15 protein-coding genes are annotated in these 16211 nt (G+C 52.8%); 14 read left to right on the plus strand and 1 reads right to left on the minus strand.

Annotated elements, in window-relative coordinates; all coding sequences use genetic code 11:
- The first annotated feature begins 3 nt into the window (after positions 1-3).
- Positions 4-825 (plus strand): carbohydrate ABC transporter permease, encoded by an 822-nt coding sequence (locus AC0LWT_RS15365; RefSeq protein ID WP_474682134.1) that lies wholly within the window; start codon positions 4-6, stop codon positions 823-825.
- Between the two features lie 45 nt (positions 826-870).
- The gene (locus AC0LWT_RS15370; protein WP_474682135.1) at positions 871-1959 is read left to right on the plus strand and encodes a Gfo/Idh/MocA family protein; all 1089 of its coding nucleotides are present in this window, start codon (positions 871-873) and stop codon (positions 1957-1959) included.
- A 43-nt stretch (positions 1960-2002) separates the two neighbouring features.
- On the opposite strand, the gene cntE is transcribed toward AC0LWT_RS15370, so the two are convergent.
- Positions 2003-3220, minus strand: coding sequence for a staphylopine family metallophore export MFS transporter CntE (gene cntE, locus AC0LWT_RS15375; RefSeq protein WP_474682136.1), 1218 nt, complete (start codon positions 3218-3220; stop codon positions 2003-2005).
- Between the two features lie 196 nt (positions 3221-3416).
- On the opposite strand from cntE, the gene nikA reads away from it, so the two are divergent.
- The 12 genes from nikA (at position 3417) to AC0LWT_RS15435 (ending at position 16140) form a co-directional block, all read left to right on the plus strand.
- Complete coding sequence (gene nikA, locus AC0LWT_RS15380) at positions 3417-5036, plus strand: nickel ABC transporter substrate-binding protein (RefSeq protein WP_474682137.1); 1620 nt, start codon at positions 3417-3419, stop codon at positions 5034-5036.
- A 19-nt stretch (positions 5037-5055) separates the two neighbouring features.
- Positions 5056-6000, plus strand: coding sequence for a nickel ABC transporter permease subunit NikB (nikB, locus tag AC0LWT_RS15385; RefSeq protein ID WP_474682138.1), 945 nt, complete (start codon positions 5056-5058; stop codon positions 5998-6000).
- Positions 5997-6839, plus strand: coding sequence for a nickel ABC transporter permease subunit NikC (nikC, locus tag AC0LWT_RS15390; RefSeq protein WP_474682139.1), 843 nt, complete (start codon positions 5997-5999; stop codon positions 6837-6839). The genes nikB and nikC overlap by 4 nt, the downstream gene beginning before the upstream one ends.
- Positions 6840-6844: 5 nt before the next feature.
- Positions 6845-7675 carry an ABC transporter ATP-binding protein gene (locus AC0LWT_RS15395; protein ID WP_474682140.1) on the plus strand — a complete coding sequence of 277 codons (831 nt, stop codon included), beginning with the start codon at positions 6845-6847 and terminating at the stop codon, positions 7673-7675.
- Positions 7676-7723: 48 nt separating this feature from the next.
- On the plus strand, positions 7724-8533 hold the full coding sequence (gene nikE, locus AC0LWT_RS15400; protein ID WP_474682141.1) for a nickel import ATP-binding protein NikE: 810 nt from the start codon (positions 7724-7726) through the stop codon (positions 8531-8533).
- Between the two features lie 164 nt (positions 8534-8697).
- Positions 8698-11133: a nitrite reductase large subunit NirB gene (gene nirB, locus AC0LWT_RS15405; protein ID WP_474682142.1), complete on the plus strand. Its 2436-nt coding sequence runs from the start codon at positions 8698-8700 to the stop codon at positions 11131-11133.
- Between the two features lie 13 nt (positions 11134-11146).
- Complete coding sequence (gene nirD / locus AC0LWT_RS15410; RefSeq protein ID WP_474682143.1) at positions 11147-11485, plus strand: nitrite reductase small subunit NirD; 339 nt, start codon at positions 11147-11149, stop codon at positions 11483-11485.
- Positions 11486-11642: 157 nt separating this feature from the next.
- Positions 11643-12683 (plus strand): hypothetical protein, encoded by a 1041-nt coding sequence (locus AC0LWT_RS15415; protein WP_474682144.1) that lies wholly within the window; start codon positions 11643-11645, stop codon positions 12681-12683.
- Positions 12670-14859, plus strand: a complete 2190-nt coding sequence (locus AC0LWT_RS15420; protein ID WP_474682145.1) for a molybdopterin oxidoreductase family protein — start codon at positions 12670-12672, stop codon at positions 14857-14859. The genes AC0LWT_RS15415 and AC0LWT_RS15420 overlap by 14 nt, the downstream gene beginning before the upstream one ends.
- Positions 14837-15400 (plus strand): 4Fe-4S dicluster domain-containing protein, encoded by a 564-nt coding sequence (locus AC0LWT_RS15425; protein ID WP_474682146.1) that lies wholly within the window; start codon positions 14837-14839, stop codon positions 15398-15400. The genes AC0LWT_RS15420 and AC0LWT_RS15425 overlap by 23 nt, the downstream gene beginning before the upstream one ends.
- 25 nt (positions 15401-15425) lie before the next feature.
- Positions 15426-15962, plus strand: a complete 537-nt coding sequence (locus AC0LWT_RS15430; RefSeq protein ID WP_474682147.1) for a Rieske 2Fe-2S domain-containing protein — start codon at positions 15426-15428, stop codon at positions 15960-15962.
- Positions 15952-16140 carry a hypothetical protein gene (locus tag AC0LWT_RS15435; protein ID WP_474682148.1) on the plus strand — a complete coding sequence of 63 codons (189 nt, stop codon included), beginning with the start codon at positions 15952-15954 and terminating at the stop codon, positions 16138-16140. Before AC0LWT_RS15430 ends, AC0LWT_RS15435 begins: the two co-directional genes overlap by 11 nt.
- Positions 16141-16211 lie beyond the last annotated feature (71 nt).

Genomic DNA, 16211 nt, shown 5'->3' on the forward strand with positions numbered 1-16211 from the left:
CGCGTGAATAAAGTGGTTCGCAGCATCGTGTTCCTGTTCCTGCTTGTTGCCGCTCTGCTGGTCAATCTCCCGATCCTTGTCATGATGTTGAATTCGTTCAAGTCCAACACGGAGATTATGGCTTCGCAGCAGTTGTTTCCCCAGCATTTTACGATGGAAAACTATATTTTCGTCAATGAGAAATCCCAATTTTGGAGCCAATTCGGCAACAGTGTGACCGTATCCGGCATCTCGCTGCTGTTCACGATTGTCGTCGGTTCCTTGGCCGGGTATGCGATTTCCAGATTCCAAACGAAGCTGTCGGGCGGTTTTTCCACGGTGCTTCTGCTGCTGCAGATGTTTCCGATCATTTTGGTGCTGCTGCCGCTGTTTCTAACTTTCCGGTCGTTGCATCTGATCAATACGCTGACGGCGCTCGTAATCATCAATACGGCGGCCCAGCTCCCGTTCTCGACATTGATGTTCAAAGGCTTCTTCGACACGATTCCGAAAGAAATCGAGGAGGCCGCCTGGATCGACGGATGCAGCCGGTTAAGCACCTTCACCCGGATTGTCGCGCCGATTTCGGGAGCGGGCATTGCGGCGGTGTCGATTTTCTCCCTGCTGTTCACCTGGAACGATTACTTGATTGCGAGCGTGTTTATTAAAAAAGAGAGCCTCATGACCGTGCCGCTTGGGCTGCAGACGTTCATGCAGCAAAATTCGACGGATTGGGGCGGCCTGACCGCATCCGCTACGCTGTCGGCGCTGCCGGTGCTCATTTTCTTATTTTTCGTGCAGAAATATATGGCTTACGGTTCGGCCGCAGGCTCGGTCAAAGGCTAACGGCCCCTTCAGAACATACAAAAAATAAAAAGGAGAGAAACAGACATGGAACAAAAAATTTTAAATGTTGGGATTATCGGGCTTGGGGAGGTTGCGCAGACGGTTCATCTTCCCGTGCTGGAGGCGCTGCCGCAGAAGTTCCGCATTGCCGCGCTTTGCGATATTTCCCCCAAGCTCGCTAAATATGCCGGCGAAAAATATAGAGTGCAAAGCTTGTACACGGACTCTTCAGAGCTTGTCAAACAAGAAGATCTTGACGTCGTGTTCGTATTAAACAGCGATGAATACCATGCCGAATGCGCCATTGCTGCGGCCGATCATAAGAAGCATGTGCTGATCGAAAAGCCGATGTGCCTCACCGAGGCGGAGGCCGACGCGATCATCGCCGCTCAACAGAGAAACAACGTGAAAATTCTCGTAGGCTATATGAGACGCTATGCGGCATCTTTCGTAGAGGCTGTCAAAGAAATCGGCGGCCTGGACAAAATCCAGTACGCACGGGTTCGCGACATTATCGGGCCGAACAGCTATTTCGTCAAGCAGGCGCACCATGTCGCCGCATTCGATGATTTTCCGCAGGGAGCGGCGGACGATAAAAAAGCGAGGGCGCTGCAGCTCGTCAAGGAAGCTACCGGACTGGAGCCGGAATCCCCTTACTTCGGGTTCTACCGCTTTCTGTGCGGCTTGTCCAGCCATGATCTGTCGGCCATGCGGGAAGCGGTCGGCATGCCGAAAGGCGTCGCAGGAGCGAAGCTGACGAACAACGGCAGCATGTTTCTGAGCGTTATTTTCGACTATGATCAATTTTCCGTCACTTTTGAAACCGGGGTCGACCAGCAGGGCCGCTTCGATGCACATGTGGAAGTGTATGGGGGCAACAAAACGGTGAGAGTCCAATACGATACGCCGTACATCCGCCATCTGCCGACGACGCTGCATGTGCGCGAAACGGAAGGCGAAGCGTACAAGGAATCCGTCATTCGCCCGACTTACACCGATCCGTATACGTTGGAGCTGAACTATTTTTACGATGTCATCACACAAAATTTAACGCCAAAAACGACGCCGGAAGACTATAAAAACGACCTGATTATTTTCAAAATGATCATTGACGCTTTGGTGAAAAACAGCTAAAAGAGGGGCCGATCGGTATGGCCCCAATCATTTGGGAAACTATTTATTGTCGATCTGTTTCGGCCAGTCCCGGTTTGCTGTGGTTCGGTCCGATCATCCTATTCCTGTTGCCGATAACGATTAGAAGAGCGACAACACTTAGCCAGGCACAGCAAGTATACATTTGGGAATAGGAGAACCGCTCTGCGAGCGGCCCCATCATGAGTCCGCCCAGCGAAAAGCCAAGATCGTATGATGAAATGAAAAGGCCGATCAATACATGGCGGGACTGCGCCGGCAGTACGAAAGTGAGATAAGTCAACAGCGTCGGATAAATCAAGGCAACGGCAATACCGTTGCAGATGGCCGACAGGTATAAAAGAAAGCTTGCTGTCTGAAGAATAGCCAGTATTTGCGAACCCGCTGCGGCGGATAACAGCAGCCCGGCTATCAGCCCGGTATTCCAGCGGCCGTCGGACGGAATTTTTTTGCGAAGGGCGAACCGGCAAGCGACAACTACGGCGGCTTGAATCATTAAATAAAGTCCGGCGTCGCCTGTTCCGATGGTTTGCATATAGAGCGGCAAAAAAGTCATAGTTGCGCCATAGGTGATGGAACCGGCGAGCATGACGACGGAGCAAACGAGCAGAGCGCGATTGCTCCACAGTTGGGAAGCCGACTTCACCATATCCGTAAAAGTTAGCGCAGCACCTTTCGCCGGTGAGGCGGGAAGGGGGATGAACGCGCCGCAAAGCCACGTCAGAAGGCCGATCGCAACCAGGGCGATGCCTATTATGGACATCTGATCGTGTTCCCATAAGTATAAAGCCGCGATCGGACCGAATAACTGGGGCAGCATGGTGGACAAGGCATAGAGCGATACCCCCTGAGCCCGGTCCCGGTCCGAAAGCGCTTCTACGATGCCCATTTGCATCGCCATTGAAAAGAAAGCCGTAACGGCTCCTTGCAGCGCCCGAAGCGGAAGATAGCTTTCCGCGCCGAAAACCGTAAACAGTACAAGTCCGCAGGCATGTACAATCAGAAGTACGCGCATGGTCCGCAGCGATCCGAATCTGGCAACGGTCTGGCCGGCCCATGGACGAAGGAACAGGCAGAAAAGCATGTATGCGCCCATCATAACGCCGATTTCCGCCTGTCCGATCCCCTCCTTTTCGCTTTTAAGCGGGAGAATGACGGTAAGAACGGCATTGGCCGTAAAGAAAAGACAAGCAAGTATGTAGATTCGAACAAAACCTGCCGATAACGGACGCAGTGTCCCCATTGATTATTGTCTTCCTTCCCCTTAACGGCTATCAAGCCGTTTGTCTGCAGCTTCTAACAAACAGCCCTTTTTTTGCATTATAGATGATCCCGCTAAAGTAAACCATCTTGACACGAGAAAATTTTTCCTGTAACATACTATCGATAGTGATAATCATTATCACCAATTTACATCGAGAGGGGAACCATTTTTTCATATGTTTGCTTCTAAGAGCAGGACTCTACTTCTTATGATGCTTATATTAACAACTGCGCTTCTTGGCTGCTCCAAACAGAATTCCGCGCCGAACTCCGAAGCGGGAGAGGTCCGGGCCGACAAAACGATATCGGTATCATGGCCAAGAGATATAGGCACGATGAATCCCCATGTGTACAATCCTTCGCAATTAATCGCGCAATCGATGATTTACGAGCCGCTGATCAGCTACAAAGAAGGAGGCAAACTAGAGCCTCAACTGGCGGAGTCGTGGGATATATCGAAGGATGGGAAAGAATATACCTTCAAGCTTCGCAAAAATGTCAAGTTTTCAGACGGAACACCGTTTAATGCCGCTATTGTCAAGAAAAATTTCGATGCGATCGTGAAAAACATTAAAAATCATAACTGGCTCGGTTTTATGAACGTACTCGACAAGACCGAGGCGGCAGATGAATTCACATTCAAAATGACGCTGAAGCAGCCCTACTATCCGACCATTCAGGAGCTGTCGGTCGTTCGCCCGGTGCGTTTTCTCGGCGAAGCCGGTTTTCCGGACGACGGGGATACTTCCAAGGGTGTGAAAAAGCCGGTCGGCACCGGACCATGGATGCTGTCGGACTATAAAAAAGACGAATATGCGGAATTTATCCCCAATCCGAATTACTGGGGAGACAAGCCGAAAATCAATAAATTGGTCATCAAGGTTATTCCTGACGGAGAAACCCGCGTGCTTGCTTTTGAGAAAAAAGAGCTCGACCTGATCTACGGAGAGGGCGCTATCAGCCTGGATGCATTCAAGCAGCTTAAAGCTTCCGGGAAGTATGACACAAGTATTTCCGAACCTATCGCAACAAGAGAGCTGGTTATGAATACAAGCAAGAATATACTTTCGGATTTGCGTGTGCGTCTTGCTCTGCAGCACGGCTTTAACAAGCAGGCGATGGTGGACGGGATTACGGCCGGCTTGGAGGAGAAGGCGGACAATATTTTAGCCAAAAACTTGCCGTATACCAATATCGACGTTAAGCCGTTCGAATACGATGTGGAGAAAGCGAAAGCTTATCTGGAAGAAGCGGGGTGGAAGCTGCCTTCCGGGAAAACTGTCCGCGAGAAAGACGGAAAACCGCTTGAGCTGGAATTGCTGTATGAAAAGTCGGATCAGATCCAAAAGCCGATGGCGGAAACGCTGCAAGCCGAATGGGGAGCCATCGGAGTCAAGCTGAACATTAAGAGCCTGGAGCTCACCGAACAAATAAAGCGCCTGCGGGCGGCGGATTTTGATCTGTACTTCTGGAGCAACTACGGCGCGCCGTATGATCCGCACTCTTTCATTAATATCGCAGCTACAAATGGCTTCGGCATCTCGGAGTCGCTCTCGAGCTTGCCGATGAAAAAAGAGCTGGATCAGCAAATTAGCGAAGCTTTCCTCTCGACCGATGAGAGCAAGCGCCAACAGCTGTACAGTTCTATTTTGAAGACGCTGCAGGAGCAGGCATCATTTCTGCCGATCTCTTATATCAAGAAAACGGCTGTGTATCAAAAAGACGTGAAGGGCTTCGCTTTCCCGGCCAATCGGGATGACAATCCGTTCCTCGGGCTCGACATCGCGAACAAATAAACGGCAGGGAGGTTATGATTTGCGAAGCTATATCGGGAAGCGGCTCCTTGGTGTCATTCCCATTTTTCTCTTTGCCACGCTTCTTTCTTTTGTGCTGATCCATCTTTCACCCGTCGATCCGGCTGAAGTTTATCTCACTGTAGCCCACATTCACCCGACGGAAGAGCTGCTGGCCCAGGTCAGACATGATTTCGGTCTGGACCGGCCGCTGCTTGTTCAATATGCGGATTCCCTTATGAAGATGTGCCGACTTGATTTCGGCACATCTTATGTTACGAAGGAGCCGGTTTGGCAGGAGGTCGCGCACCGGATGCCCGCTACGCTCCAGCTTGCTTTCAGCAGCATTTGTCTGGCCGTGCTGATCAGCGTGCCTATCGGCTTTTTATCGGCCGTTTACAAAAACAGCGTGATCGACCATTTCAGCCGGCTGCTTGCTTTCTTCGGCGCCTCCATCCCGCAGTTTTGGCTCGGGTACTTATTGGTTTTTTTCTTATCCGTCAAGCTGGATTTGCTGCCTGTGCAGGGAAAAGGGACATGGGCGCATCTGATTCTGCCTTCGTTAACGCTGGCTTTGGGACTGGTTGCTATTTATACCCGGCTGCTGCGCAGCAGCATGCTGGAGCAGATGCAGGAGCCGTACGTGTTATACGCCAGAACCAGAGGCATCAAAGAAAAAATCATCATGGGCAAATACGCGCTGAAAATCGCGATTTCGCCGATGATAACGGGTCTGGGCATGAACATAGGCAAACTGCTTTCCGGCACTATTATTGTAGAGGTCGTTTTTTCCTGGCCCGGCTTCGGCCGTTATTTTGTCGACTCGATTTTAAACAGGGATATACCGGTCATTCAATGCTACGTGCTGCTTAGCGCTTGTCTGTTCATCGTATGCAATCTGATTGTGGACATTCTGCAGATGATGATGGACCCGCGAATTTCACAGAAAGGGAGAACCGGCCTATGATTGCAAGTATACGCAACGGCCTTAGAAATCAGAAGACCGCTCTGGTATGCCTGGGTCTCTTGCTTGTTCTCGCTATTGTTACCATTCTGGCTCCATGGATCTCTCCGCATGATCCGGTTCAGGTCAATTTGGCGCTCAAGCTCAAGCCGCCTTCGCTTGACTATCCCTTGGGCACTGACCAATTGGGCCGCTGCATTCTGTCTCGCCTTCTATACGGCGCCCGCATCTCGCTGGGCTTTGCGTCATTGATCTTTATCGCATCGCTGGGAATCGGCCTGTTCATCGGAGCGATCGCCGGCTATAAAGGCGGTTTGGTCGATTATGTGCTGATGCGGTTCTGCGAAGGGGTGATGGCGTTTCCGAATCTCGTGCTCATTCTGGGGCTGGTCGGAATTTTCGGGCCCGGGCTTCCGCAGGTCGTTTTGGCGATGATGCTGGTGCAGTGGGTGTATTACGCGCGAATGTTCCGGGGCATGGTGCTCAGCTTGAAGGAGCGGAATTTCATCACTGCGGCCCAAATAAGCGGGTCCTCGCAATGGAAAATTATAAGACGGCACATTATCCCCAACATACTTCCCCCAATTGTCGTTGTGGGAACGCTCGAAATGGGGTGGGCGATCATGGATATTTCGGCACTCTCCTTCCTGGGGCTTGGCATTCAGCCGCCTGCACCAGAGTGGGGAGCGATGATTCATGAAGGAAAATCGTTTATACGCAGCAATCCGGAATTAATGCTGTACCCGGGGATCATGATTCTGATTGTCGTCGTTTCGTTCAATTTGTTGGGCGAAGCTCTGTCGGATCGGTTTGGTGTCAAGCGACGTTTTGAAAAGGAATGAGATCATTGAAAGCATCGGACCATGTATTGCAGGTAAGCGGCCTGCATGTAAAAATTGCGACGGCGCAAGGGACGCTTCCCCTTGTCCGCAACATTGAATTCGAGCTGCGGCCGGGCCGCGTCCTCGGGCTTGTCGGAGAAAGCGGATGCGGCAAATCGCTTACCAGTTTGTCTGTTTTGCAGCTGCTGGACCGGAAAACAACGATTGTGGAAGGCAGTATTCAATTAAACGGCCGTGAGTTGAACGGGCTCAAAGAGGAAGAGATGCGGCGTATCCGCGGGAGCGAGATTGCTCTTATTATGCAAAATCCGATGAACGCCTTTTCACCCGTGTTTACGATTGGCGACCAATTTGTGCAAACGATCCGCACCCACACCGATTTCAGCAAAAAGCAAGCGTTCGATCTGGCTGTCTCCTCCTTGCAGGACGTGAATTTGCCGGACCCTGCCCTGCTTATGAGGCGGTATCCCTTTCAATTGAGCGGAGGCATGCTGCAGCGTGTTATGATTGCCGTCGCGATGTGCTTGCGGCCATCCGTGCTTATAGCCGACGAGCCGACTACTGCGCTGGATACAGTCAATCAAATGCAGGTGCTGCGCCAATTGGATCGCATCCGCGCGGAATACGGCACGGCCATTCTTTTGATCTCCCACGATCTGGGGGTTATATCGGAAATGGCCGACGAGGTAGTCGTTATGCGGCAAGGACGGATCGTAGAAAAGGCGGACGTGTTCGAACTGTTCGATCACCCGAAGAATGATTATACGAAACTGCTGCTTGATGCCAGACTGACGCTGCCAATCAACGAGAATAACAAGGAGTTTGTCTTGTCATGAATGCGGAAGCGGGGACTTAAGGTCATTGGAAAGGGAAGGGGTGACGAAGTGAGTTTGCTGCAAGTGAAGGACATTACTCATACTTATGCCGAATCCAAGCTGTTCCGGTGGAGCAAGCGGCAGGCGCCGGTTCTTTCCGGCATCTCCCTTGCTATCGAAGAAGGGAATTGTCTGGGGCTTCTTGGAACGAGCGGGGCGGGGAAAAGTACGCTGGGCAAAGTGATTCTGGGGCTGGAAAAGCCGCAGAAGGGGCAGGTTCTGTTTCAAGGAATCGATCTCTATAACACGGACGCAGCTACCCGCAGACGGCTTCGCCGTGATCTTCAAGCGGTGTTTCAAGACTGCTATTCTTCCGTAAATCCGCGGATGACTGCGGAACAAATTATCGGCGAACCGCTTGATAATTATGAAGCCTTATCGCCAAAGGAGTACAAACGAACCATTGGAGAATTGCTCGAAAGAGTCGGGCTAAGCCCGAACGATATGCAGAAACGCCCTCATCAATTTAGCGGAGGCCAACTGCAGAGAATCAATATTGCCAGAGCGATTGCCTTAAAACCGAAGTTGATCGTATTTGACGAAGCGATAAGCAGTTTGGATAAGGTGACTCAATCGCACATACTGGCACTTTTGAGCGATTTAAAGTCGACGTTCGGCCTTTCTTATCTATTTATCACGCATGACGTTAAATCCGCGTTCTTCATTTCCGATGCCATTGCCGTTATGGATAAAGGGGCGCTTGTTGAACACAGCGAGGATAAAGCGCAGCTCTTGCAGTCGCCGCACCCCGGCGTGACGCAATTGTTTCAGTCGGTTCTTTCAGAGCACCCGCGTTATCGATCGCTCTCCAAAATTTAAGAAGCCCGGACAATCAAAGCCTTGATTTGTCAGGGCTTTTTGTTGTTTCTCCGATGTATGTGATAAATTTCACATCGCTCCGGCCGTCCGGTGGTCTATGATTGGTCCATAGAAACGGCTATGTTTTGAAAAGAAAGGGAGTAAATCGCGAGGAGGCAGATACGATGGACGGTGGAACAAATCGGCCGAAACTGGTGCTTGTAGGAAACGGGATGGCAGGCATTAACACGATTGAGCAAATCGTCAAATTAGCGCCGGACATGTATGACATCACGGTCATTGGCAAGGAACCGCACCCCAACTATAACCGGATACAGCTTTCTTACCTGCTGGAGGGAAGCAAAACATTCGACGACATGATTCTTAACGATTACGAGTGGTATGAACAAAACCATATTCAACTGTACACGGGAGTTGAGGTGACGGGAATCAATACGTCGGCCAAATATCTCTATACGAGCGACGGGCATATTAAGCCCTACGACAAGCTCATCCTGGCCACCGGATCGAATCCGGTGATGCTCCCGCTGCCTGGCATTGAAAAGCAAGGGATTGTCGGTTTCCGCGACGTCCAGGATTGCAACAGGATGATGGAAGCGGCGCAAATGTTCAAAAAGGCGGCGGTCATCGGCGGCGGTCTGCTCGGTCTCGAAGCGGCCAAAGGGCTGCTTAAACTGGGCATGCACGTGACGGTCGTTCATTTGTTCGAGGATTTGATGGAGAGACAACTGGATGCCGCGGCGGCGGCCATGCTCAAAGCGGAGCTCGAAGAGCAAGGGCTTCATTTTATGATGAAGAAAAAGACCGCGGAGATTTTGGGCGACGCCCGCATAGAAGGGCTTATGTTCGACGACGGCTCGATACTGGAAGCCGAATTCTTGGTCATGGCCGCGGGAATCGTGCCCAATACGGTGCTGGCCCGTAATGGCGGCATCCAGGTCGGACGGGGCATTGTGGTCGACGATTACATGCGGACAAATGTCGCGGATGTGTACGCTGTCGGCGAATGCAATGAGCATCGCGGCATCTGCTACGGTCTGGTGGCGCCGTTGTTTGAGCAGGGCGCTGTCCTGGCTAAACATTTGTGCGGGGTAGCGGTAGAGCCTTATAACGGATCGACCGTATCGACCAAGCTGAAAATTTCCGGAGTGGACGTATTTTCCGCGGGGGAATTTCAAGACGGTCCCGGACTGGACATCATTCGTTCGCAGGATCATTGGAAGAAAACGTATAAGAAAGTGCTGCTTCAGGACAACCGGATCGTTGGCGGCGTATTGTTCGGCGATGTCAGCCTGTCCGCTCAGCTGTTGAAATGGGTAAAAGACCAGGAGCCTATGACGCAGGACATTCATGCGCTTTTGCTGGGCACTTCGGCTGCTGCCAGCGCGGACCCGCTCGCTTTTGCAGCCGCGATGCCTGCGGACGAGATCGTATGCGGGTGCAACGGGGTTACCAAAGGCATGATCGTGCAGGCTATCGTGGAGCAAGGACTAAGCACGGTGGAGGAAATCAAGGCGTGCACCGGAGCCAGCCGGTCCTGCGGGGGCTGCAAGCCGATGGTGGAAAACATCCTCGCTCTGACGCTGGGGGATGGCTATGAAGGCAGCACCGCCAAGGAAACGATATGTCCTTGCACGACCCATACCCGTGACGAGGTTGTCGCGGCGATCAGGGATAAAGGGCTGACCCACGTCAGAGAAGTGATGAGCGTACTGGACTGGAGCAATCCGGAAGGATGCCCGAAATGCCGCCCTGCGATCAACTATTACATCGGCATGGTATGGCCCGAAGCTTTCGAGGACGAGCGGGATTCGCGATTCGTGAACGAAAGGCTGCATGCCAATATCCAAAAAGACGGCACCTACTCCGTTGTCCCCAGAATGTACGGGGGCGTCACGACGCCGGATCAGCTGCGCAAAATAGCTGAAGTCGCGGACAAATATGCCGTGAAAATGGTCAAGGTGACCGGCGGCCAACGGCTCGATCTGCTGGGCGTGAAGAAAGAGGATCTCCCGCTCGTATGGGGAGAGCTGGATATGCCGTCCGGGTACGCTTACGCCAAGTCGATTCGAACCGTAAAAACATGCGTAGGCTCAACGTTTTGCCGCTTTGGCACCCAGGATTCCCTCGGCATGGGGATTTTGCTGGAGAAAAAATTCGAGCGGCTGTGGATGCCGGCCAAATTCAAAATGGCCGTCAACGGCTGTCCCCGCAATTGTGCCGAGCCGGAAATTAAAGATTTTGGCATTATCGGGAATGACGGCGGTTGGGAGATTTATGTCGGCGGCAACGGCGGTGTGAAATTAAGGGGCGCGGACCTGCTCTGCAAGGTGAAGACGGACGAAGAGCTGATTGAGCTTGCGGGAGCTTTCATTCAATATTACCGGGAAACCGGAAATTACGGGGAGCGCACGTCCGATTGGATCGAACGGATCGGCCTGGATACGGTTGTCCGGGAAATTGTCGAGAACAAGGAAAACCGCCGGAAGCTTGTGGACCGCATCGAACTGGCGCTGGCCGGGCTGCAAGATCCGTGGAAGGAAGTTATCGACGGGGAAGAGCTCAGGCACCAGCTGTACGAACAAATTTTGGCGAAATAAGGGAGGAACCGATATGAAAGCCACATCTGATATAGAGGCTGCCGTCTATCATCCGGTCGGGGAACTGGAGGAGTTCCCCCTGCATCTCGGCAAGGTTGTGCGGATAGGGGATGTTGAAATCGCAGTGTTTCACGTCTCCGGCGGCACTTTGCATGCGCTTGAAAACAAAACCGCCCATAAGAAAGGCGGTCCGCTGGCCGAAGGCATCGTAAGCGGGCAGTACGTCTACTGTCCCTTGCGCGATTGCAAGATCAGTCTCCTCACCGGAGAAGTGCAGCTGCCCGACACGGGACAAGTCAAGACGTATCCCGTTCAGCTCAAGGGGAATACGGTTTATATCGGTATAAGCTAGATAGGATTATTGGAATATCAGGCGGCCGATAGCCTCCGGAACCGTTTGTATAACGGAATCGGAGGTTTTTTGGCGCGAAGTGATATCCCTCACAGTGTCGGCAGAAAGAATGTGTTTTAATGAATTAGGAGTTTACAGCGAAGGAGCATGATAAGACATGGATCGAGCGTTCGCGTCCAAATTTGCCAAATACGTTTTTTTCGTTGTATGTGGACTAATCGTCCTCATGTGGTTCGGTTCGAGATTTTTTACCCATATTGACTTGGCCTTGTACGGTTATATGGTCGGGACGGTCGTATTCGTCTGCGGTTTCTTTTACCGGTTTCTGTCATGGGGGGAGCGGCCGCCTACGAAGGTGATTTTAAAGAAAGGAATCAAACTGTTGTTCCGCAAAAGCACGCCGGCGACGGCGGTGGACCATCTGGCCACGTACCGGTTCGTCTGGAATCGCGGCTGGTACCGCTGGACGCAGCACATTCTTTTGGGTTGGGGCTGCATCATTTCGGCTTTCGTCACGTTTCCCCTGGTGTTCGGCTGGATGTACTTCACGATGGGAGAGAACGGGACGTACACCGTCGTTGGTTTCGGCATCGATATTATGCGCATTAAGGCGGACGGAATTATCGGATACCTTTTTTATAATGCGTTGAATATTACGGCTTTCATGGTCATAGGCGGAGGCTGCATGGCTTTATACCGCAGATTGAAAAACATGCAGGCTGTCGCAGAGCAATCTTTTGTCTATGATTTTCTCCCGCTGTACATGCTGCTGTTCGTCAGTTTGACAGGGCTGACGCTCACTTTCTGCAATATGTTTTTGCACGGGTACGGGCAGCCGGTCGTATCTTTGGTGCATCAATGGTCGGTCATCGTCACGCTCATTTATATTCCGTTCGGCAAGCTGGCGCATATTCCGTTCCGTCCGATGAGCGTCTTCGCCCGAAATTACCGGGAGCATTACGCCGGGCAGGCGATGAAAAGCTGCCGGGTTTGCGGGACTGGCTTTGTGTCCGAGGAGCAATCCGGCGACGTGATCGCCGTGCTGCAGACAAGCGGCATCGAATTCAAGACGGAGGAAGGCTATCACCTGGCCGAGCTTTGCCTGCCCTGCCGCCGCAAATACCGGATGTCCCGGTTTGCCGGCATTCCGACCCATCGGATCAAGTTTAAGGAGGCGAATCAGAATGCCAAAGGATAAGTTTTTTAAACAAATCGCCAATAAAACGCATCCGAACGAAAAGCTGGTGGCAACCCATTGCTCCTACTGCGGGATGCAGTGCGGCATGAACTTGAGAGTCAATACGTCCACAAACAAAATTATCGGCGTCGAGCCCCGCTACGATTGGCCGGTAACGCTCGGCAAAATGTGTCCCAAAGGCGTGACCGCCTACCAGCAGACGAATCATGATGACCGGCTGCTGCTTCCGCTGATTCGCGATGACGCTTCTTTAAAGGGAACGAAAGAAGGCTTCCGCGAAGCGAGCTGGGACGAGGCTTACGATCTGATCGCAAGGCGATTCCGGGAAATGCAGGACCAGTACGGCAAAGATTCGCTTTCCGTATTCAGCGGCGTATCGATGACGAATGAGAAATGCTACTTGACCGGCAAGTTTGCCCGGGTTGGGCTTCAGACGCGCTATATCGACTATAACGGGCGCTTTTGCATGTCGAGCGCAGCGGCGGGTTTCTTGCGCAGCTTTGGCGTGGACCGGGGATCGACGCTGCCGTGGACCGATCTGCATGAAACGGATTGCTTGTTCATTGCGGGAAGCAATACGGCGGAATGCCACCCGACGTCGATGTTCCGCGTCTGGGAAGTGCAGAACCGCGGCGGCTATTTGATCGTAGCGGACCCCCGGGAAACGCCGATCGCCCGGCGCGCGGACGTTCATCTGGATTTGCGCCCGGGGACGGATCTGGCGCTTGCCAATTGCATGATCCATCTGCTTATACGGAATGGCCATGTAGACACTGAATTCGTCAGCAAGCATACGAACGGATTTGAAGAGCTGCAGGCGGTTGTCGAACCGTTCACGCCTGAATATACGAGCGAGATCACGGGAGTCGCTCCCGACAAGTTGATCCGCGCCGCCGACATATACGGCAGGGCGCCCAACGCCGTCGTCATGTTCGCTCGCGGCATCGAACAGCAGCATAAGGGCACCGACAATGTCTCGGCCTACACGAACATGTGTCTGATCACAGGCAAAATCGGCCGGCCCAAATCGGGCGTAGCGACCTTTACGGGACAAGGCAACGGCCAGGGCGGAAGGGAGCACGGCCAAAAAGCCGATGCGCTGCCGGGCTACCGCAAAATTACAAACCCGAAGCATGTGGCAGAGGTTTGCAGCGTCTGGGGAATCAAGCCGGAAGAGATGCCGCAGCCAGGCGTATCGGCTTACGAAATGTTTGAGCTTATGCAAAACAAAACGATTCGGGGGTTGTACCTGCTCTGCTCCAATCCCGCCGTCTCGGCGCCGAACTTGAATTATGTGCGCGAGGCGCTGAAGGGGCTCGATTTTATGGTTTGCGCGGACATGTATTTGTCGGAATCCGCCGAATTCGCCGATGTCGTGCTGCCGTCCGTAACCTGGTCGGAGGACGAGGGGACGGTCACGAACCTGGAAGGGCGTATCATCAAAATAAATAAAGCCCAGGAGCCCGTAGGCGAGTCCAAGCCGGATTGGCTGATCCAGGTCGAGCTTGCGGAACGGCTGGGCAGAGGGCAATATTTCCGCCATCTGAAAACGGCCAGAGACGTCAATGACGAATTCCGCCTCGCCTCCAAAGGCGGGTATGCCGATTATTACGGCGCCACCTGGGAAAAAATCAACGAAAACGACGGCGTCTTCTGGCCTTGCCGCGATGAAGACGACCCGGGCACGCCGCATATGTTTTTGGACCATCAGTTTTATCATCCCGACGGCAAAGCCAAGCTGTGCGCGCTCCCGTACAGGCCGCCGGCGGAGGAGCCGTGCGAGCAGTACCCGCTGCGGCTTACGACAGGCCGGGTTGTGTACCACTACCTGTCGGGCAACCAGACCCGGCGCATTCCGTTCCTGCGGGCCATGTGCCCGGAGCCCTTCGTGGAGGTGCATCCGGAGACGGCCGAGCGGTACGGAATCGTCCACGATGAAGTGGTCCGCTTATACACTCGCCGCGGCGAAGCCTTTTACAAGGTGAAAGTCATCGAGGCGATCCGCAAGGATACCGTGTTCGTTCCGTATCATTTCGGCCACGAGCAGTCGATTAATTTGCTGACGATTCCGGCGCTTGACCCGATGTCGAAAATGCCGGAGTTTAAAGCTTGCGCCGCACAGATTGCCAAGCAGACCGAGAGGGTGAGCATCGATGAAACAGCATCTTTACATTGAAATGGATAACTGCATCGGCTGCCGGAGCTGCCTTGCCGCCTGTACGCAGTGCGGTGGACACGATGAAAGAAACCGCAACTACGTCTACGAGGTAGACCCGTTTGTCAGCCGCCAAACGATCCCGTTAATGTGCCTGCACTGTGTAAATCCGGCCTGCGCCCGAAGCTGTCCGGCCCAGGCCATTCAGATCACGCAAGAGGGGGCCGTCCTGTCGGCATTGGTGGAGAAATGCATCGGCTGTCAAAACTGCACGATTGCCTGCCCGTACGGGATTCCCAAGTTCGATGAAGCGCAGAACCTGATGTATAAATGCGACCTTTGCTACGATCGGACCAAAGAGGGAATACCGCCGATGTGCGCCTCGGTTTGTCCGACCCAAACGCTGCAATGGCTTACCGCAGAGGAGATCGCGGCGAAAAAAGAGCAGCACAGGCTGGGCAATTGGATGGCAAGCCATCAGCCGTTCGATCCCCTTGAAGGGGAGACGAATGTGAAGATCAGTCTTCCGGGCATTTTGCAAGGTAAGGCCAAGCTGTTTTAACTAACTTGTACTGGGGTGAGCCCGTATGGAACAGAACGGCAAACGTGATAATGACCATTTTCCTTTTAATGAGGATAACTATACGCACAATATCAGCAAGGACAACGAAAGAAAGCTCGATCGCCGGAACTTCATGAAAACACTGGCCGGCGCCGCAGGCGTGTTCGCGATATCCACGCTGCCTTGGGGGGCGCTGGCGGCTAAGGAGCTTGCGGGAATGCAAAAGAAAAGCCATCCGCAGCAAAAAATTGCCGATATTCACGCGCTGCAAATCGGGGATGCCGTCGAATTCGCCTATCCGAGCGAGCACGATTCCGCGCTGCTGATCCGCCTCGGCGAGAATGAGTACAAAGCGTATCAAAACGCATGCACTCATTTGAAATGCCCCGTCTTCTGGAGCAAGGAGAAGGAAGAGATGGTATGCCCTTGCCATCACGGGCTGTTTGACGTTCGAACAGGCTCGCCGGTGGCCGGGCCTCCGCGAAGACCGCTGCCGGAAATCCTGCTGAAGCAGGAGCAGGGCGCCATTTATGCGACGGGGGTGAAACGTTATGAAACGTAGCTATCGCGGGATCGTCTTGCTGTGCATCATCCTGTTTCTGAACATCCTCTGCACGCAAAAAGCCGTAAATGCTTACTTTTTCGAGCATTATCTTTCCGTGATTGTCTATGCGGCGGTCAACATCGTTTTATTTCCGCTGGCCGTTTGGATTTATCGCCGGGAGCGTGCGGTTGCCTGATAGAACGATTCAAAAACACGTGAATACAAGCCTCACGGTCAGATAAGTACGTGACTCAGTTTGTGGCTATG

Source organism: Paenibacillus sp. sgz302164 (assembly GCF_056120505.1).

Bases quoted from the DNA above. Each gene is read 5' to 3' on its own strand.
- AC0LWT_RS15370 (WP_474682135.1), top strand. From the start codon at position 871: ATGGAACAAAAAATTTTAAATGTTGGGATTATCGGGCTTGGGGAGGTT.
- cntE (WP_474682136.1), bottom strand. From the start codon at position 3,220: ATGGGGACACTGCGTCCGTTATCGGCAGGTTTTGTTCGAATCTACATA.
- nikA (WP_474682137.1), top strand. From the start codon at position 3,417: ATGTTTGCTTCTAAGAGCAGGACTCTACTTCTTATGATGCTTATATTA.
- nikC (WP_474682139.1), top strand. From the start codon at position 5,997: ATGATTGCAAGTATACGCAACGGCCTTAGAAATCAGAAGACCGCTCTG.
- nirB (WP_474682142.1), top strand. From the start codon at position 8,698: ATGGACGGTGGAACAAATCGGCCGAAACTGGTGCTTGTAGGAAACGGG.
- nirD (WP_474682143.1), top strand. From the start codon at position 11,147: ATGAAAGCCACATCTGATATAGAGGCTGCCGTCTATCATCCGGTCGGG.
- AC0LWT_RS15415 (WP_474682144.1), top strand. From the start codon at position 11,643: ATGGATCGAGCGTTCGCGTCCAAATTTGCCAAATACGTTTTTTTCGTT.
- AC0LWT_RS15420 (WP_474682145.1), top strand. From the start codon at position 12,670: ATGCCAAAGGATAAGTTTTTTAAACAAATCGCCAATAAAACGCATCCG.
- AC0LWT_RS15425 (WP_474682146.1), top strand. From the start codon at position 14,837: ATGAAACAGCATCTTTACATTGAAATGGATAACTGCATCGGCTGCCGG.
- AC0LWT_RS15430 (WP_474682147.1), top strand. From the start codon at position 15,426: ATGGAACAGAACGGCAAACGTGATAATGACCATTTTCCTTTTAATGAG.
- AC0LWT_RS15435 (WP_474682148.1), top strand. From the start codon at position 15,952: ATGAAACGTAGCTATCGCGGGATCGTCTTGCTGTGCATCATCCTGTTT.